Source organism: Asaia sp. SF2.1, assembly GCF_000505765.1.
Taxonomy (GTDB): domain Bacteria; phylum Pseudomonadota; class Alphaproteobacteria; order Acetobacterales; family Acetobacteraceae; genus Asaia; species Asaia bogorensis.
Window position 1 is genome coordinate 162649 of sequence record NZ_AYXS01000012.1, and the last position, 14139, is coordinate 176787.

Below are 14139 nucleotides of genomic sequence, written 5' to 3' on the forward strand. Positions count from 1 at the left end.
AGATGCCGCCAAACACGGAGTCATACACCTTGGCCCAGCGGCGATAAGCTGCGCGGACAGCATCAGCGTCCAGTGCAGAGCGGGGGCGAGGATGCGTATCGTCAAGGGAGACGGTCGGGTCGATCAGGGGGTCCGGTCGTGTCATCAGGCTTCGTTCGTCTGGTCGCACAAAATCATTGGTTTTGTCCTGATACCTGTCCCGAAATCCCCTTGCGAGACCTCGGCCATTCAAAATTGTCGCCCGACCGCAGCCAGCGTGGCAGGCATCGAACAGATCAGATGCTCTTAGCGTATCTCGTCAGAACTGGCGAGGGGCGGTTTGCATTTCGTCACAGGCAACGCCTAGAAGATAGGCAATAATAACGGGAGAGCGCCCGAGCCCGGGTTGCTCGGACAACTCCTGGAAAGAAACTGATCCTCATGTCACTCTTCGATCTTAGTTTATTCATTCTGGCAATCGGACTGTGGGCGTCGATTTTTATCGTTCGGTTCAGACACAATATTCGGGAGTGGTACGATAACCGCTACGGACGTGCGACCCCGCCGACACCTGCCGACTTCGATGTATCAGAGGTCGCGCTGCCGTTTAAATATACGGGCGCTGAAGCCAAGAATTCTGATACCGACCCATCGATCCCGGAAAATGCCCCGAAGCATTCCGATTGACACCCTTCGCCGCGCTCTGTCGCATATGTCGAAAACAAGACGCCAAGTTGAAAAAACGCCTCAGCAGAGGCGCTTTTCGATGGCGTCCCAGACCAGGCCGGCACTGTTCATGTCGTTGAAACGGTCCAGTTCCTGCAGGCCCGTCGGGGAGGTCACGTTGATCTCGGTCAGCCAATCACCGATCACGTCGATCCCGACGAAGATGAGCCCGTTTTCACGCAGATATGATCCGATACGCGCACAGATTTCCTTATCGCGCGCCGTGAGGGCGACGGCTTCCGCCCGACCACCCACATGCATGTTCGAGCGGGCCTCGCCTGTAGCAGGAACGCGGTTGATCGCACCGATCGGTTCGCCATCGGCCAGAATGATGCGTTTATCGCCCTTGCGCACCATCGGCTCATAACGCTGGATCATAAGCGGTTCACGCGAGCGGCTGAAATGCAATTCCAGCAATGACGCAAAATTCTCATCACCTTCACGGATACGGAAAATGCCCGCCCCGCCATTACCGTAGAGCGGTTTGAGAATCACGTCGCCATAGCGGGCCCTGAATTCGGCCAGCGCCTCAGTGTCCCATGTGACCAGTGTCGGGGGCATAAGATCGGGATAATGCGTGACCAGCAGCTTCTCGGGAGCGTTTCGCACGGCTTGCGGGTCATTCACGACCAGTGTCTTGCCGGGTCCAACACCGTGGACATGCTCGAGCATATGGGTGGCGGTGATATAACCCATATCGAAGGGCGGATCCTGACGCATCAGCACCACATCTGTCTCACCCAGATCTAGACGCTGCTCTGCGCCGAAGGTCGCATGCCCCCCCTGCACGCGCTGCACCGTGACCGGACGCGCCCGCGCAGAAACCCGACCATGATGCAGCGTCTTCTCGGTCCCGCCTTCGCCGAGACACAGCGAGTCCACAGGATACACAAAGAGTTCATGCCCACGTCTCTGGGCTTCGAGCATCAGGGCGAAGGTGGAGTCCCCGTTGATATTGACGTGCTCAAGCGGGTCCATCTGTACGGCTATGCGTAGGGCCATCGTCTTCGTCCTTTCGGTATCTGCAAACCAGAATGTCATCGTTACAAACCAGGTTCGAACCCTGGCTTTTGCCCTGCGGGGCCGTTTGCATCACGCCACACCCATATCATGAGCGTGCGCCCTGCCAAGCATGCGCAAACAGAAAGCCTCGCGGGACCTTACGGCTCCGCCTCACTGCGGATAGGCGATCTCCAGAATCTCCAGCGTGACCGTTCCGTTGGGCGTCATCAGGCTCACTTCATCACCCACACGGCCGCGCATCAGGGCACGCGCGACGGGCGATACGAGCGAGATTTCCCGCCGGGTCAGATCTGCCTCATCGCAGCCGACGATAGTCACATCATGTCTGACATCGTCCTCATCGGCATAGGCAACGCGCGCCCCAAAGAACACACGGTCGCGCGTTGTCTGGCTGGCAGGATCGACAATCAGGGCATGCTCGAGTCGCTTGCTCAGAAACCGGGCGCGGCGGTCGATCTCACGCAGCCGGCGTTTGCCGTACAGATAATCGCCGTTTTCAGAGCGATCGCCATTGCCCGCTGCCCAGGAGACGATCTCCACAATGCGTGGACGCTCAACCTGCATGAGTTCCCGTAATTCCTCACGCATACGCGCGGCCCCCTGAGGGGTAAGATACTGGCTGAGGGCAATACGGGAAGCGTCGGACACGGAAATTCAGCCGCGCTGCTCGGTAATGCGATAGCGTATGACACCCGATATCCTCTCACCGGGCGCGAGAACACGCAGCCCGTTTTCGAGTATCTCGGGATGGTTGATCGCGTTGTTCATGTTCGTCACCGCCTCGACCGCCACGAAAGGTTTTTCCGGCGCGGTGAAGACCACCAGATGCGAGAACGCCGCATCAGCCTCAATCGTCAGATCATAGCCAGCCGAGGGGTAACCGAGCGTTGCCTTGCCATCCCACCCGGCAAAGCAGTTATCAAGGCGTGTCGCCCCGACGAGCTTCGCCTTGTCGAAAAACTCCGTGCCCTCATAGGGCTGCAGAGTGGTGGGAAGCATGTCCGACCCATTCTGCCACATCCCTCGCGCCCCGAATTGCAGCGTCATGTCGTCGCTTCTGGCGAAGAACGGATGGAATCCCATGCCGACAGGCTGCGCACGCGTATCGCGATTGGCAAGAAGGATTTCGACATCCATCCCTTCACGATGCAGTACGAAAGAGAGAACGGCGCGGTAGGCAAAGGGCCATTGCGCCGCATCGTCCCCCTTGGCGGGATCATGGTCGAGATAAAGAATGGCCCGCTCGGCATCGTGCTGGGCAACTTCCCAGCTGCGTTCCCAGCCATTGCCGTGAATGGCATGGGGCTCACTGACAAAATTATGCGCCAGTTGGTACGGGATGCCCTCGAAACTGAATGTGCCATCCCCGATGCGGTTGGAGAAGGGCAGCAAGGGATAGCCTGCAACGGGCGTGTTTTTCTGTGCGACAAGGTTCGGATCGGCGGTCGGCACCAGCAGATCGCGCCCGCGTAGCCGCCAAAAGGCAAGACTGCCACCAAGAGCGGGGAGTAATCCGAGATGGGCCTCGCCCAGTTTCAGCTCGATCATCCTGCTTTTCTCCTGCCACCGCCCCGCTTCTTGTTGGGGTCATAACCCCCGCCGCCCGGGCCGAGCGGTCGTGGCGTCTTGTCCTTGCTCCTGAACCCGCTACGCCCTGCGGTTGAACTCGGCAAGGGGGGAGGCTCAAGCCCGAGATCGATCGCTTCAAGCCGCTTGATTTCATCTCGCAAGCGCGCGGCCTGTTCGAAATCGAGGTCCGCCGCCGCAGCACGCATGCGCTTTTCCAGATCCTGGATAGAAGCCGCAAGCGACTTGCCCACGAATTCCTGCGTGTCCCCGGCTTCATCAGGACCAACCGTCACGTAATCCTGCTCGAACACGGACGACAGCGCATCGCCAATACGCGAGCGCACAGTCTGCGGTGTGATTCCGTGCTCCTCGTTCCATGCCACCTGACGGGCACGACGACGCGCGGTTTCCTCAATCGCGAATTCGAGCGAGCCCGTCATCTTGTCGGCATAAAGCAGCACGCGGCCATCCACGTTACGCGCCGCACGGCCAATCGTCTGGATCAGCGATGTGCGACTACGCAAAAAACCTTCCTTGTCTGCATCAAGGATCGCAACGAGCGCACATTCAGGGATATCGAGCCCCTCACGCAACAGGTTGATGCCAACCAGCACATCAAAAGCGCCAAGACGTAGATCGCGGATGATCTCGATACGCTCGAGCGTATCCACATCAGAGTGGAGATAGCGCACCTTGATACCGGCCTCGCCGAGATACTCTGTCAGATCCTCGGCCATGCGCTTGGTGAGCGTGGTCACCAGAACACGCCCTCCCGCCGTAATGGTGTCGCGGGCTTCAGCCAGCAGATCATCCACCTGCCCTTCGACTGGGCGCACGATTGTGACAGGGTCGATCAGCCCGGTCGGACGAATGATCTGCTCAGCAAACACGCCTGCGGTCCGTTCCATTTCCCAGGGGCCGGGTGTTGCGGAAACGAACACGCTTTGCGGGCGCAAGGCCTGCCACTCCTCGAATTTGAGGGGCCGGTTGTCGAGACAGGAAGGCAGTCGGAAACCGTATTCGGAAAGCACGGATTTGCGCGCATGGTCACCCCGCGCCATGCCCCCGATCTGAGGCACCGTCACATGGCTCTCATCGACAATCAGCAGCGCATCCTCTGGCAGATACTCGAACAGGGTCGGTGGCGGATCGCCGGGGCCACGACCAGAGAGATAACGGGAATAGTTTTCAATGCCCTTGCAGGCCCCTGTGGTCTCGATCATCTCGAGATCGAAAATCGTGCGCTGTTGCAGGCGCTCAGCCTCCAGCAGCTTGCCCGCCGCATTGAGCTCATCGAGGCGCTGGCGCAACTCCGCCTTGATACCGATCATGGCTTGATTGAGCGTCGGACGTGGCGTCACATAATGCGAATTGGCATAGACGCTTATCTCTGTCAGGTCGGCGGTCTTGTTGCCTGTCAGCGGGTCGAACTCCGTGATGGCCTCGATTTCATCGCCGAAAAGCGAGACACGCCAGGCGCGATCCTCGTTCTGCACCGGAAAGATATCGATCTGCTCGCCGCGCACACGGAATGTGCCGCGCTCGAACGCCGCGTCGTTGCGGCGATATTGCAATTCGACCAGCGCCTTGATCAGTCGGTCACGATCAATGCTGCCACCCGCCTCAAGCTTGACCACCATGCGCGAATAGGTCTCGACCGAGCCGATACCGTAGATGCACGATACCGAGGCCACGATGATGACGTCGTTGCGCTCCAGCAAGGCCTGCGTGGCAGCATGGCGCATACGGTCGATCTGCTCGTTGATCTGACTGTCTTTTTCAATATAGGTGTCAGAGCGCGGCACATAGGCTTCCGGCTGGTAATAATCATAATAGGATACGAAATATTCGACCGCGTTATCAGGAAAGAACTGCTTCATTTCGCCGTAGAGCTGCGCTGCCAGCGTCTTGTTCGGTGCCAGAATCAGGGTCGGCTTCTGTGTCGCCTCGATGACCTTGGCCATGGTGAAGGTCTTGCCCGAACCCGTGACACCCAGAAGAACCTGATCCACCTCCCCGTCATTCACACCCTGCGTCAGTTCCGCAATAGCGGTGGGCTGGTCGCCCGCGGGCTCGTATTCGGATTTGACGACCAGACGCCGCAGCTTTTCCTTTGCGGGCTGTCGTTCAGGCCTGAATCCCATAAGCCGGTGCTCGGGGATCGCTTCCATCGTGGATCGTGTTGCTGTCGCCATGGCAGGAAAATGGGCTTTCAAAAGGGCTGTCACAAGAGCGCGCCAGATCGCGGGTTCAAAAGCGAGATTGTCGGCATCGGTATCGCATGACAGAACGCGTCATGGCAGACAGGGGTTCATGATGCAGGATATCCTCAATTCGCCCCGTCACAGGCAGATCGTGACGCTGGTCCAGGCCCATGGCTTCATGTCCAATGAGGATCTTGCGCAGCGTCTTGGTGTCACGGTCCAGACCATCCGGCGCGATCTCAATGCCCTGTCGGAGGCAGGGCATGTGGCGCGCTATCATGGCGGGGCAAGCCCTGCCTCTTCCACCGAAAACATCGCCTACGGCGAGCGCCAGAGCCTTCACTCGCGTGCCAAGGAGGCGATCGGGCAATGCGCGTCACGGCTCATCCCTGATGGCAGTTCGCTCTTCATCAATATCGGCACCACGACAGAGGCCTTTGCCCGGGCCCTGACCAGCCATAAGGACCTGCACGTCATCACCAATAATCTGCATGTTGCAGTTGCCCTGTCTCCCCGGCGCGATTTTCGCACCGTGCTGGCAGGTGGACTGGTGCGCCCCCAGGATGGCGGCATTGTAGGCGCAGCCGCGACGGAATCCCTGTCGGGCTTCCGGGCCGACTTCGGTGTTATTGGCATCAGCGGCATTGAGGAAGATGGCACGCTGCTTGATTTCGATCTCGATGAGATACAATGCGCCCGCGCCATCATGCGCCATGCAAGACGTGTGATTCTGCTGGCCGACCACACCAAGTTCACACGTAGCCCGGTGGGGCGGGTGGGCGATCTCTCCAGCATTGATGACTTCGTGACGGATCGTATGCCCTCCTCCCCATTCGTTGCCGCGCTCGAAGCGGCGAATGTTAGACTTCACGTAGCCTGACCCACATCTTGCTCACAAATAACACGAACGCGTTATAGTTAACGTTCCATGTTCGCTTTCTTTCGTTTTTGATCTAGTAAGACTTTCGAGTTTGTTCCCCTCGAAAGGTCTCACCCCATGAGCGGTTCCACCCCCATCCACCCGAACGAGGGTTCCGACATGATTGAGCACGACCTGCTGATCGTGGGCGGTGGCATCAATGGCGCAGGGATTGCGCGCGATGCCGCAGGGCGCGGCCTGAACGTGCTGCTGGTCGAGAAGGATGATCTGGCAAGCCATACGTCCTCAGCCAGCACGAAGCTGATTCACGGTGGGCTGCGCTATCTCGAATATTACGAGTTTCGGCTGGTACGCGAGGCGCTCAACGAACGTGAAAACCTGCTTCGCATCGCGCCTCACATCATCTGGCCCATGCGTTTCATCCTGCCTCATTCAGCCATGCTGCGTCCGGCATGGCTGCTGCGCACCGGGTTGTTCCTGTACGACAATCTCTGCCGCGTCATGACGCTGCCCAAAACCCGCGTGCTCAAGCTGCAGCAGGACCCGGCAGGGCGTGTGTTACGCAACGAATTCCGCAAGGGGTTCGAATATTCCGATGGCTGGGTGCAGGACAGCCGGCTCGTCGTGCTCAATGCCATGGATGCCGCCCGACGCGGCGCAACAATCTGCACCCGCACAAAGCTGATCGGGGCCGAACGTCACCCGGATCGCTGGATCGCCACCCTTCGTGACGAGGCGACCGATCAGACAAGGCAGGTCAGCGCCCGTGCCCTTATCAATGCCGCAGGCCCCTGGGTAGCTGAACTGCTCAAGGACAGATTGTCGGTACCGAGCAGGAATGATGTGCGGCTCATCAAGGGCAGCCACATTGTCGTGCCCCGCATGTTCGAGACCGAGCAGGCCTATATCCTGCAAAATCCGGACCGTCGCATCGTCTTTGCCATCCCGTATGAGAAGGATTTCACCCTTATCGGCACGACCGACATTCCCTGGGAACAGGACGCCGGTGCCGTGGCTATTTCACAAGAGGAAATCACCTATCTCTGCGAAAGCGTGAACCGCTATTTCAAACGCGCCATCACACCGGATGACGTTGTGTGGAGCTATGCTGGCGTACGTCCGCTTTATGACGACCACTCGGGCAGCGCCTCCGCCGTGACGCGCGACTATGTGCTCGATGTCGATCACAGCGCAGCCCCCGTGCTGTCCGTTTTCGGCGGCAAGATCACCACCTACCGCAAGCTCGCCGAGCACGCTCTCGAAAAACTCGCGCCCCATCTGCCCGGACTGCCGGTTACGTCATGGACGGCCGATACTGCCCTGCCCGGCGGCAATTTCAAGCGGGCAGATTTCAACAACCGCGTCCGTCTGCTCATGAAGCATGTGCCGGGGATGACGCAGGATACCGCAACGCGGCTCGTGCGCAATTACGGCACCTTGGTCGAAACGCTGATGGCAGAAGGCGCAGAAGCGCACACCACTCAGTCCAGCACGGTCACACAAGCAAATGCCCTTCCCGCCGGGCATACACCCGATGTCAGCGCCCCGCCCTCGCTGGGGGCCTGCCTTGGAGCCGATCTGTATGAGGCCGAGGCCAATTATCTGATCGACCATGAATGGGCGCGCAACGCAGAGGATATTCTCTGGCGTCGCTCGAAGCTCGGCCTTCGTTTTTCCCCTCGCGAGACACGCGCTCTCGAGGATTACATCGCCCGGCGATCGCGCCGGAATTCCCCGCCTGTCGAGACCGGCCCCGCCCACGAAATGGCCTGATCTCCCTCCCGCCTCTCCCTCCCACTCTGGCTGACGGAAATTTTCTCATGTCAGAAAGAAAACGCTATCTCGGCGAACTGATTTCCGAATTCATCGCCGTGCTGATCATCATCATCTTCGGCGACAGCGTCGCGGCGATGATCGTGCTTTATGATCCCAATCCGTATCAGAACGCCTATTGGGGCGTGGCCATCGTGTGGGGGCTTGGCGTCACCATCGCCATCTATGCCACCGGGGCTGTAAGCGGCACCCATGCCAACCCCGCCGTAACCCTTGCTCTTGCCCTTTATCGTGGCTTTTCATGGAAAAAGGTCTTGCCTTACTGCACCGCGCAGGTGCTGGGCGGCATTGCCGGGGCTGCGGTCGTCTATCTCAATTTCCATCCGGTCATCGATCACTACAACATGACCCATCACTTCACCCGTGCGGGTGATGGCGGGGCCGCAGGGGTGTTCTTTACCCATCCCGGCCTTGCCGTGACGGCCATGCATTCCTTTGTGGTGCAGATCGTCCTGACCGCCGTGCTGGTATTTGGCATCTTCGCCATCACTTGCCAGTATAACACCCAGGCCCCACAGGCGAATTCGGGTGCCCTCATCATCGGTCTGCTCGTTGCAGCCATCGGTGCCTCCTCCGGCTTCCTCGATGCCTGGGCCATCAACCCCGCACGTGATTTCGGCCCACGTACCTTTGCCTTCTTTGCCGGCTGGGGAGCTTCCGCTTTTCCGGCACCCCAGCATTACTGGTGGGTTCCCATCGCAGGCCCGCTGGTTGGTGGCGTGGTGGGTGCTGGCATCTATCAGTTCACGCTCCGCCCGTTCATGCCGAACTACAACCCAGGCGCGACGACAGGCGCAGCCCAGACATTGCCCGACCCCGTTGCCACCACCCCCGTCATTACCCCGGCACCCGTGTTTGCCTCGCGGGTCAACGAGGCCACGACGCTCCATTAGATCCAGCCTTGTGAGGCACCGGCCGACCGGAACAATCCGATCGGCCACCCCTACCCGATTTCATAAGACAGCCTGCACCGGCACCGACATGCCACGCGTATTTCAAGGACCATCACCATGACCCGCAAGACCCATATCCTCGCCATCGATCAGGGCACGACCTCCACACGCAGCATCGTGTTTGACAGCAAGGCGCGCTCTCTTGCTCTGTCACGGCGTGAATTCACCCAGCATTATCCCAGCCCCGGCTGGGTCGAACATGATGTCGAGGATATCTGGCGCGATGCGCTCGACACGGCACGCGAGGCCATCGAGCAATCCGGAGGTATCGACAGAATTGCCGGGCTAGGCATTACCAGCCAGCGCGAGACCGTCGTGCTTTGGGAGCGCAGCACAGGCAAGCCGGTGCATCGCGCCATCGTCTGGCAGGACCGGCGCACAGCCGCCTTCTGCGCCGAGCTCAAACGCGATGGTGCGGAGGAAATGGTGCGCGCCAAGACCGGCCTGCTCCTCGACCCCTATTTCTCTGCCAGCAAGATCACCTGGCTGCTCGACAATATTCCCGGCTTGCGGGCGCGGGCCGAGGCCGGCGAACTCGCTATGGGCACAATTGACTGCTTCCTCCTGTGGCGCCTGACCGGTGGCAAAGTGCATGCCACCGATGTCACCAATGCCAGCCGCACGGCTCTGTTCAACATCCACACACAGGAATGGGACCAAGAGCTTCTGGCCCTGTTCAACGTCCCTCAGGCCCTGCTGCCCGCTCTTTGCGACAATAGCGGTGAACTGGGCATGACCGATCCGGCCCTGTTCGGCCAGTCCATTCCCATCGGCGGCATGGCGGGCGATCAGCACGCAGCGCTTGTGGGGCAGGCCTGCTTCAAACCCGGCATGGCCAAGGCAACCTATGGAACAGGCTGTTTCATGCTGCTCAACACGGGTGAGCAGCCCGTCACCTCGCATCATCGGCTTCTGACCACAATCGGCTATCGTATCGGTGGCAAGACCACCTATGCGCTGGAGGGCTCAATCTTTGTGGCCGGGGCTGCCATCAAATGGCTGCGTGACGGATTGCACCTCATCACCCATGCCTCACAGACCGACGACATGGCAACGCGTGTGCCAGATAGCCACGGAGTATACATGGTGCCCGGTTTTGTCGGCCTGGGTGCCCCCCATTGGGATCCGGAAGCGCGCGGTCTGATCTGTGGCCTTACGCTCGGCTCAACCGAGGCGCATATCGCCCGTGCAGCGCTTGAATCGGTCGCTTATCAGACTTTCGATCTGGCACACGCCATGCGTGAGGACGGCGCCATGCAGGCCCAGACATTGCGTATCGATGGCGGTATGTCAGCCAATGACTGGTTCTCGCAGTTTCTGGCGAACATCCTCGATACGGACGTGCAACGTCCGCTGGATCTGGAGACAACGGCTCTTGGCGCCGCTTTTCTGGCAGGCCTGGCCACGGGTGTCTGGCAGTCTCTGGAGGAAATCGGCACCATCTGGGAGCAGGAGCGGCTTTTCACGCCCGATATCGACGGCGCCTTGCGCCTGACATTGCTGCGCGGCTGGGAAGATGCGGTGCGTCGCACCCTGACCCCTCCCCGTGAGACGACGAGCGTCACATCTGCGCGCCGCGATCAGGCAGCCTGAGCCGGCCAGCAGGCGTATGATCCGAACCGGGATGCGGGGGAAAGCCCCTGCATCCCGGCCTTATTCAGCCCCTTACTCGTGGCCGGGGAAACATGTCCCTCAAAAGCAGGACGCAAACCCTATCGCTGCCGCATATTGCCCGATGGCAAAGACTGCATGGGCCAGCAGCACGAGACCGTACAGCTTCACCGGGTTGGGCGTCTTAAGCCCGAGAAAACCGCCTCCCATACCCGGTACCATAAGTGTCAGGCCCGCAATGGTGGTCAGGACCACGCCGATAAGGATGATCGGCAGCCACGTAGGTGCCGCGATGAAAGCCACACCCCAGAAAACCGGCAGCATGGCGGCATAGGCACAGCCCACCACGTAATGAAACAGCCAGCCAAGCCCGTGTTCACCGGGTGTGTAGACCCCGCTTGCCGTCGGTTCGAACACGAAGCGCCCCTGCTTCATGCCCTGTAGCCAGTGGCCGACCGCGCCCCAATTGGTCTGGGGGAGACCCAGAGCCTTGTCGAGCACGAGCGCGTAGAGATCGAGGATCAGGGTCGAGACGACGCCGACGATAATCGTGAATACAATGATGGCCCCCAGAGGGTGCGCGAGAAAACTGTCCATTCCGGTCATCCTGCAATGAGCGAGCCCGGCTGAGCATGAGGTGCTGACACCGGACCGTAAGCCCGCCCTCCATGACAGATCCGCCATCTGTCAGCCAGTTCGTAACACGTGCGCATCATCGGACACGCGCAATAGTGATCAGGAGCAAATTACGAGCCCTTTCATCGGTGCGGCAGAATGACTGCGCCAAATGGCGCCGAGCGGAAGTGCTGTATCAGTCAGAACAGAGCGCCCCCATGATGATGTCTGACCTCACAAGAAGAAAGGCCGGATCTTCAGGCACAGCACTGGTCTCGTATCGATCACGAATAGTAATCGGGCAATTCTTCATTGCGACTGGCCACAGCCTGATCACTAATTTAGCGTGATTTATAACACAAGCATCACATTTCCACCTGATACCCTTGTTGATCCGCCCGGAACCTGACCCCGCCCCCGGCCTTCAATGACTGATCCCGTCCCGTTGCCGTCGCTTTGCGCGGCGACCATGGAACCGAGCCTGCGAAAGGAACACGCCTCATGCTACCTGCCACACCCCCCGCCCCAGAAGTCGCTACCCGTGAAAAGAAGCTTTCCGGCGCCGACGATCCAGGCCCGGCAGGTTCGGCTCCTTCCCCAACACGGCGTAGGCTGATCCGGATCGGTAGCGCCGCGCTGGGCGCAGCGCTTGTGGCCCCCCTGATGCGGCGGAAAGCCTCGGCCCATGACGTTCCAGCTGATACGGCGCTGTCTCCGCCGAGTGTTGTCAGCACACCGCCGCGCCTCTGGGGGCCCGAAGCTCCCGTCGCCTTCACCCCCGACCCCGATATCATTTCCTACGACCCGTCCTTCTCGGCGGTGATTCTTGATAACGCGCCGCTTGTTCAGGCGTGGAAAGGCAAGGTGCTCTGGCTGGAAGGGCCTGCATGGTCAAACGAGGGCAGGTTTCTCATCACCAGTGATGTCATGGGAAGCACACAGTACCGCTACCTGCCAGAAGAACGCTGCATGACGATGTTCCGCAAGGAAAGCTACCACTCCAACGGCAATACGTTCGATCGTGAGGGACGGCTTATCACCTGCGAGCACGGGTTGCGCCGGGTGATCCGCTGGGAGCATGACGGGCGCTGCACGGTGCTCGCGGAGAGCTTTAACGGCAAACGCCTCAACTCACCCAATGATATCGTGGTTGATCATGAGGGCGGGATCTGGTTCACCGACCCGCCCTATGGCGACAGATTATGGGAAGGGCACCCGGATGCTCCTGACGGGGCCACGCCGACAAAAGGCAATCTCACCTGGAATCTGGATCTGGAAGCGACCGAGCAGATAGGGGGTGAGCATGCACAGGCAACCCATGTCTTTCATCTTGACCCCGAGAAGCGTCACCTCACCGCACTTCTCGATGGCGACGCCCTAGCGGGGCCGAACGGGCTATGCTTCTCTCCTGATCAGAAGACGCTTTATATCGTCTCCAGCGAAAAAGGCGCCCTCAGCCCCAAAGGTGGCGGGTATCGCAACATCTACGCATTTGACGTGCAGAAACCGGGGGGCACTCAACCCGGCACGAATGGCGTCCCGGCCCTTACGAACCAGCGCGTCTTTGCCGATATGACGCTGGGTGGTCACAAGCTCATGCCGGACGGTATCAAGGCAGACCGGCTGGGCAATCTCTGGGTCGCGGCCAATGGCCCGCTCGGGTTGTGCGGTGTGTTTGTCTATAACCCGGCAGGCAAGATGATCGGCCGCCTGCGCCTGCCGCGCAGTGTTTCCAATCTGTGCTTCGGCGGAACACAGCGCGACCGTTTGTTCATGTGCGCTGAAAACACGATTTTCACACTCGATGTCGCCACACAGGGAGCCGGCCTGTCATGAAAATGCCTTATCGATGCCTGATCGGGGGGAGCGCAATCGCTCTGCTTGCCCTCTCTGCCGCGCCTCGCGCACTTGCTGCGCCAGCACCCGATACAACCAAGCCGGATGCGGTCACACAGCGCATCGCTTCGAAAAACGGCACGACGGCGCTGGAGGTCGTCAAGCGCTTCCCGAAGGATTTCAACATGATCGGGGTCGGGGTCTCGCATTCCGGCATCGTCTATGCCTCTGCCCCGGCAACCATGAAGCGCTACAGTGCGAGTGTCGTGCGGGTCGACCCTGCGACGGGCGCCCTCCAGCCGTTTCCCGATGCGGGCTGGAACCGCTTTGACCCGCATCCGGTGGACAAGGAAGTATGGGTTTCTGTACCGGCCCTATGGGTGGACGACCGCAATCATCTCTGGGTGCTGGATTCATCGCTCCCTTCAGTGGACCAGAAAACCCTGCCGCCCAAACTGGCGGAATTCGACGCCGAAACCGGGCAACTCTACCAGATCTATCATTTCGGCCCCGACATCACTCCGGCTGACTCACTCAACGATGTGCGCGTGGATACGCGCACACGCACTGCCTATATCACCAATGAATGGGGGCGTGGCGGGCTGGTGGTGATGGATCTCGATACCGGGGCCTATCGTCTGGTTCTGGCCAATACGCGCTCGGGGATCGCCGATCCCAAACAGCATCTTCACATCTATGGGGAGCTTGCGCGCAAGAAAGATAAGACGCTCCCCGTCACACAGGATGATGGCATCGCGCTCTCACCCGACCGCAAGTGGCTCTATTATCGCCCGCTCACCGACCATCATTACTGGCGCATCGCGACCTCGGATCTGCGCAATGCTAAGCTCACCGATGCGGAGCTGGACAAACGGGTAGAGTATCTTGGCCAATCGGTCATGAGCGGCGG

General features: G+C 59.9%; 12 protein-coding genes and 1 pseudogene. 7 read left to right on the forward strand and 6 right to left on the reverse strand.

All coding sequences use genetic code 11. From position 1 onward, the window contains the following. Window positions 1–145 (reverse strand): annotated as a pseudogene (locus tag P792_RS38670) (SAM-dependent methyltransferase); the annotation flags it as partial. Window positions 146–420: 275 nt separating this feature from the next. Between P792_RS38670 and P792_RS37975 the strand changes: the two are divergent. Continuing rightward, complete coding sequence (locus tag P792_RS37975) at window positions 421–666, forward strand: hypothetical protein (protein WP_023978468.1); 246 nt, start codon at window positions 421–423, stop codon at window positions 664–666. Between the two features lie 60 nt (window positions 667–726). On the opposite strand, the gene gshB is transcribed toward P792_RS37975, so the two are convergent. The 4 genes from gshB to uvrB all read right to left on the reverse strand — a co-directional run bounded on the left by gshB (window position 727) and on the right by uvrB (window position 5492). Beyond that, window positions 727–1707, reverse strand: coding sequence for a glutathione synthase (gene gshB / locus P792_RS27145; RefSeq protein ID WP_031240607.1), 981 nt, complete (start codon window positions 1705–1707; stop codon window positions 727–729). A gap of 171 nt (window positions 1708–1878) precedes the next feature. Continuing rightward, window positions 1879–2376, reverse strand: coding sequence for a transcription elongation factor GreB (greB, locus tag P792_RS27150; RefSeq protein WP_023978470.1), 498 nt, complete (start codon window positions 2374–2376; stop codon window positions 1879–1881). A gap of 6 nt (window positions 2377–2382) precedes the next feature. Further along, on the reverse strand, window positions 2383–3276 hold the full coding sequence (locus P792_RS27155) for an aldose 1-epimerase (protein ID WP_031240608.1): 894 nt from the start codon (window positions 3274–3276) through the stop codon (window positions 2383–2385). Next, window positions 3273–5492 (reverse strand): excinuclease ABC subunit UvrB, encoded by a 2220-nt coding sequence (gene uvrB, locus P792_RS27160; protein ID WP_023978472.1) that lies wholly within the window; start codon window positions 5490–5492, stop codon window positions 3273–3275. Before uvrB ends, P792_RS27155 begins: the two co-directional genes overlap by 4 nt. Before the next feature lie 121 nt (window positions 5493–5613). Between uvrB and P792_RS27165 the strand changes: the two genes are divergently transcribed. The 4 genes from P792_RS27165 to glpK all read left to right on the forward strand — a co-directional run bounded on the left by P792_RS27165 (window position 5614) and on the right by glpK (window position 10760). Beyond that, window positions 5614–6381, forward strand: coding sequence for a DeoR/GlpR family DNA-binding transcription regulator (locus P792_RS27165; protein WP_023978473.1), 768 nt, complete (start codon window positions 5614–5616; stop codon window positions 6379–6381). A gap of 117 nt (window positions 6382–6498) precedes the next feature. Further along, window positions 6499–8154: a glycerol-3-phosphate dehydrogenase gene (glpD, locus tag P792_RS27170; RefSeq protein ID WP_081866673.1), complete on the forward strand. Its 1656-nt coding sequence runs from the start codon at window positions 6499–6501 to the stop codon at window positions 8152–8154. Between the two features lie 47 nt (window positions 8155–8201). After that, window positions 8202–9107, forward strand: coding sequence for an MIP/aquaporin family protein (locus tag P792_RS27175; RefSeq protein WP_023978475.1), 906 nt, complete (start codon window positions 8202–8204; stop codon window positions 9105–9107). A 117-nt stretch (window positions 9108–9224) separates the two neighbouring features. After that, complete coding sequence (gene glpK, locus P792_RS27180) at window positions 9225–10760, forward strand: glycerol kinase GlpK (protein ID WP_023978476.1); 1536 nt, start codon at window positions 9225–9227, stop codon at window positions 10758–10760. Between the two features lie 99 nt (window positions 10761–10859). On the opposite strand, the gene P792_RS27185 is transcribed toward glpK, so the two are convergent. Next, entirely contained in the window at window positions 10860–11375 is a 516-nt protein-coding gene (locus tag P792_RS27185) for a DUF2938 family protein (protein WP_051395855.1), read from the reverse strand. A 519-nt stretch (window positions 11376–11894) separates the two neighbouring features. Between P792_RS27185 and P792_RS27190 the strand changes: the two genes are divergently transcribed. After that, window positions 11895–13229, forward strand: a complete 1335-nt coding sequence (locus P792_RS27190) for an SMP-30/gluconolactonase/LRE family protein (protein ID WP_023978478.1) — start codon at window positions 11895–11897, stop codon at window positions 13227–13229. Next, window positions 13226–14139 (forward strand): L-dopachrome tautomerase-related protein (locus tag P792_RS27195; RefSeq protein WP_023978479.1); only part of this gene is annotated, 914 nt, incomplete at its 3' end. The genes P792_RS27190 and P792_RS27195, both read left to right, overlap by 4 nt.

Excerpts from the sequence above, each read along its gene's own strand:
- P792_RS37975 (WP_023978468.1), top strand. The coding sequence starts at position 421 with ATGTCACTCTTCGATCTTAGTTTATTCATTCTGGCAATCGGACTGTGG.
- gshB (WP_031240607.1), bottom strand. The coding sequence starts at position 1,707 with ATGGCCCTACGCATAGCCGTACAGATGGACCCGCTTGAGCACGTCAAT.
- P792_RS27155 (WP_031240608.1), bottom strand. The coding sequence starts at position 3,276 with ATGATCGAGCTGAAACTGGGCGAGGCCCATCTCGGATTACTCCCCGCT.
- uvrB (WP_023978472.1), bottom strand. The coding sequence starts at position 5,492 with ATGGCGACAGCAACACGATCCACGATGGAAGCGATCCCCGAGCACCGG.
- P792_RS27165 (WP_023978473.1), top strand. The coding sequence starts at position 5,614 with ATGCAGGATATCCTCAATTCGCCCCGTCACAGGCAGATCGTGACGCTG.
- glpD (WP_081866673.1), top strand. The coding sequence starts at position 6,499 with ATGAGCGGTTCCACCCCCATCCACCCGAACGAGGGTTCCGACATGATT.
- P792_RS27175 (WP_023978475.1), top strand. The coding sequence starts at position 8,202 with ATGTCAGAAAGAAAACGCTATCTCGGCGAACTGATTTCCGAATTCATC.
- glpK (WP_023978476.1), top strand. The coding sequence starts at position 9,225 with ATGACCCGCAAGACCCATATCCTCGCCATCGATCAGGGCACGACCTCC.
- P792_RS27185 (WP_051395855.1), bottom strand. The coding sequence starts at position 11,375 with ATGGACAGTTTTCTCGCGCACCCTCTGGGGGCCATCATTGTATTCACG.
- P792_RS27190 (WP_023978478.1), top strand. The coding sequence starts at position 11,895 with ATGCTACCTGCCACACCCCCCGCCCCAGAAGTCGCTACCCGTGAAAAG.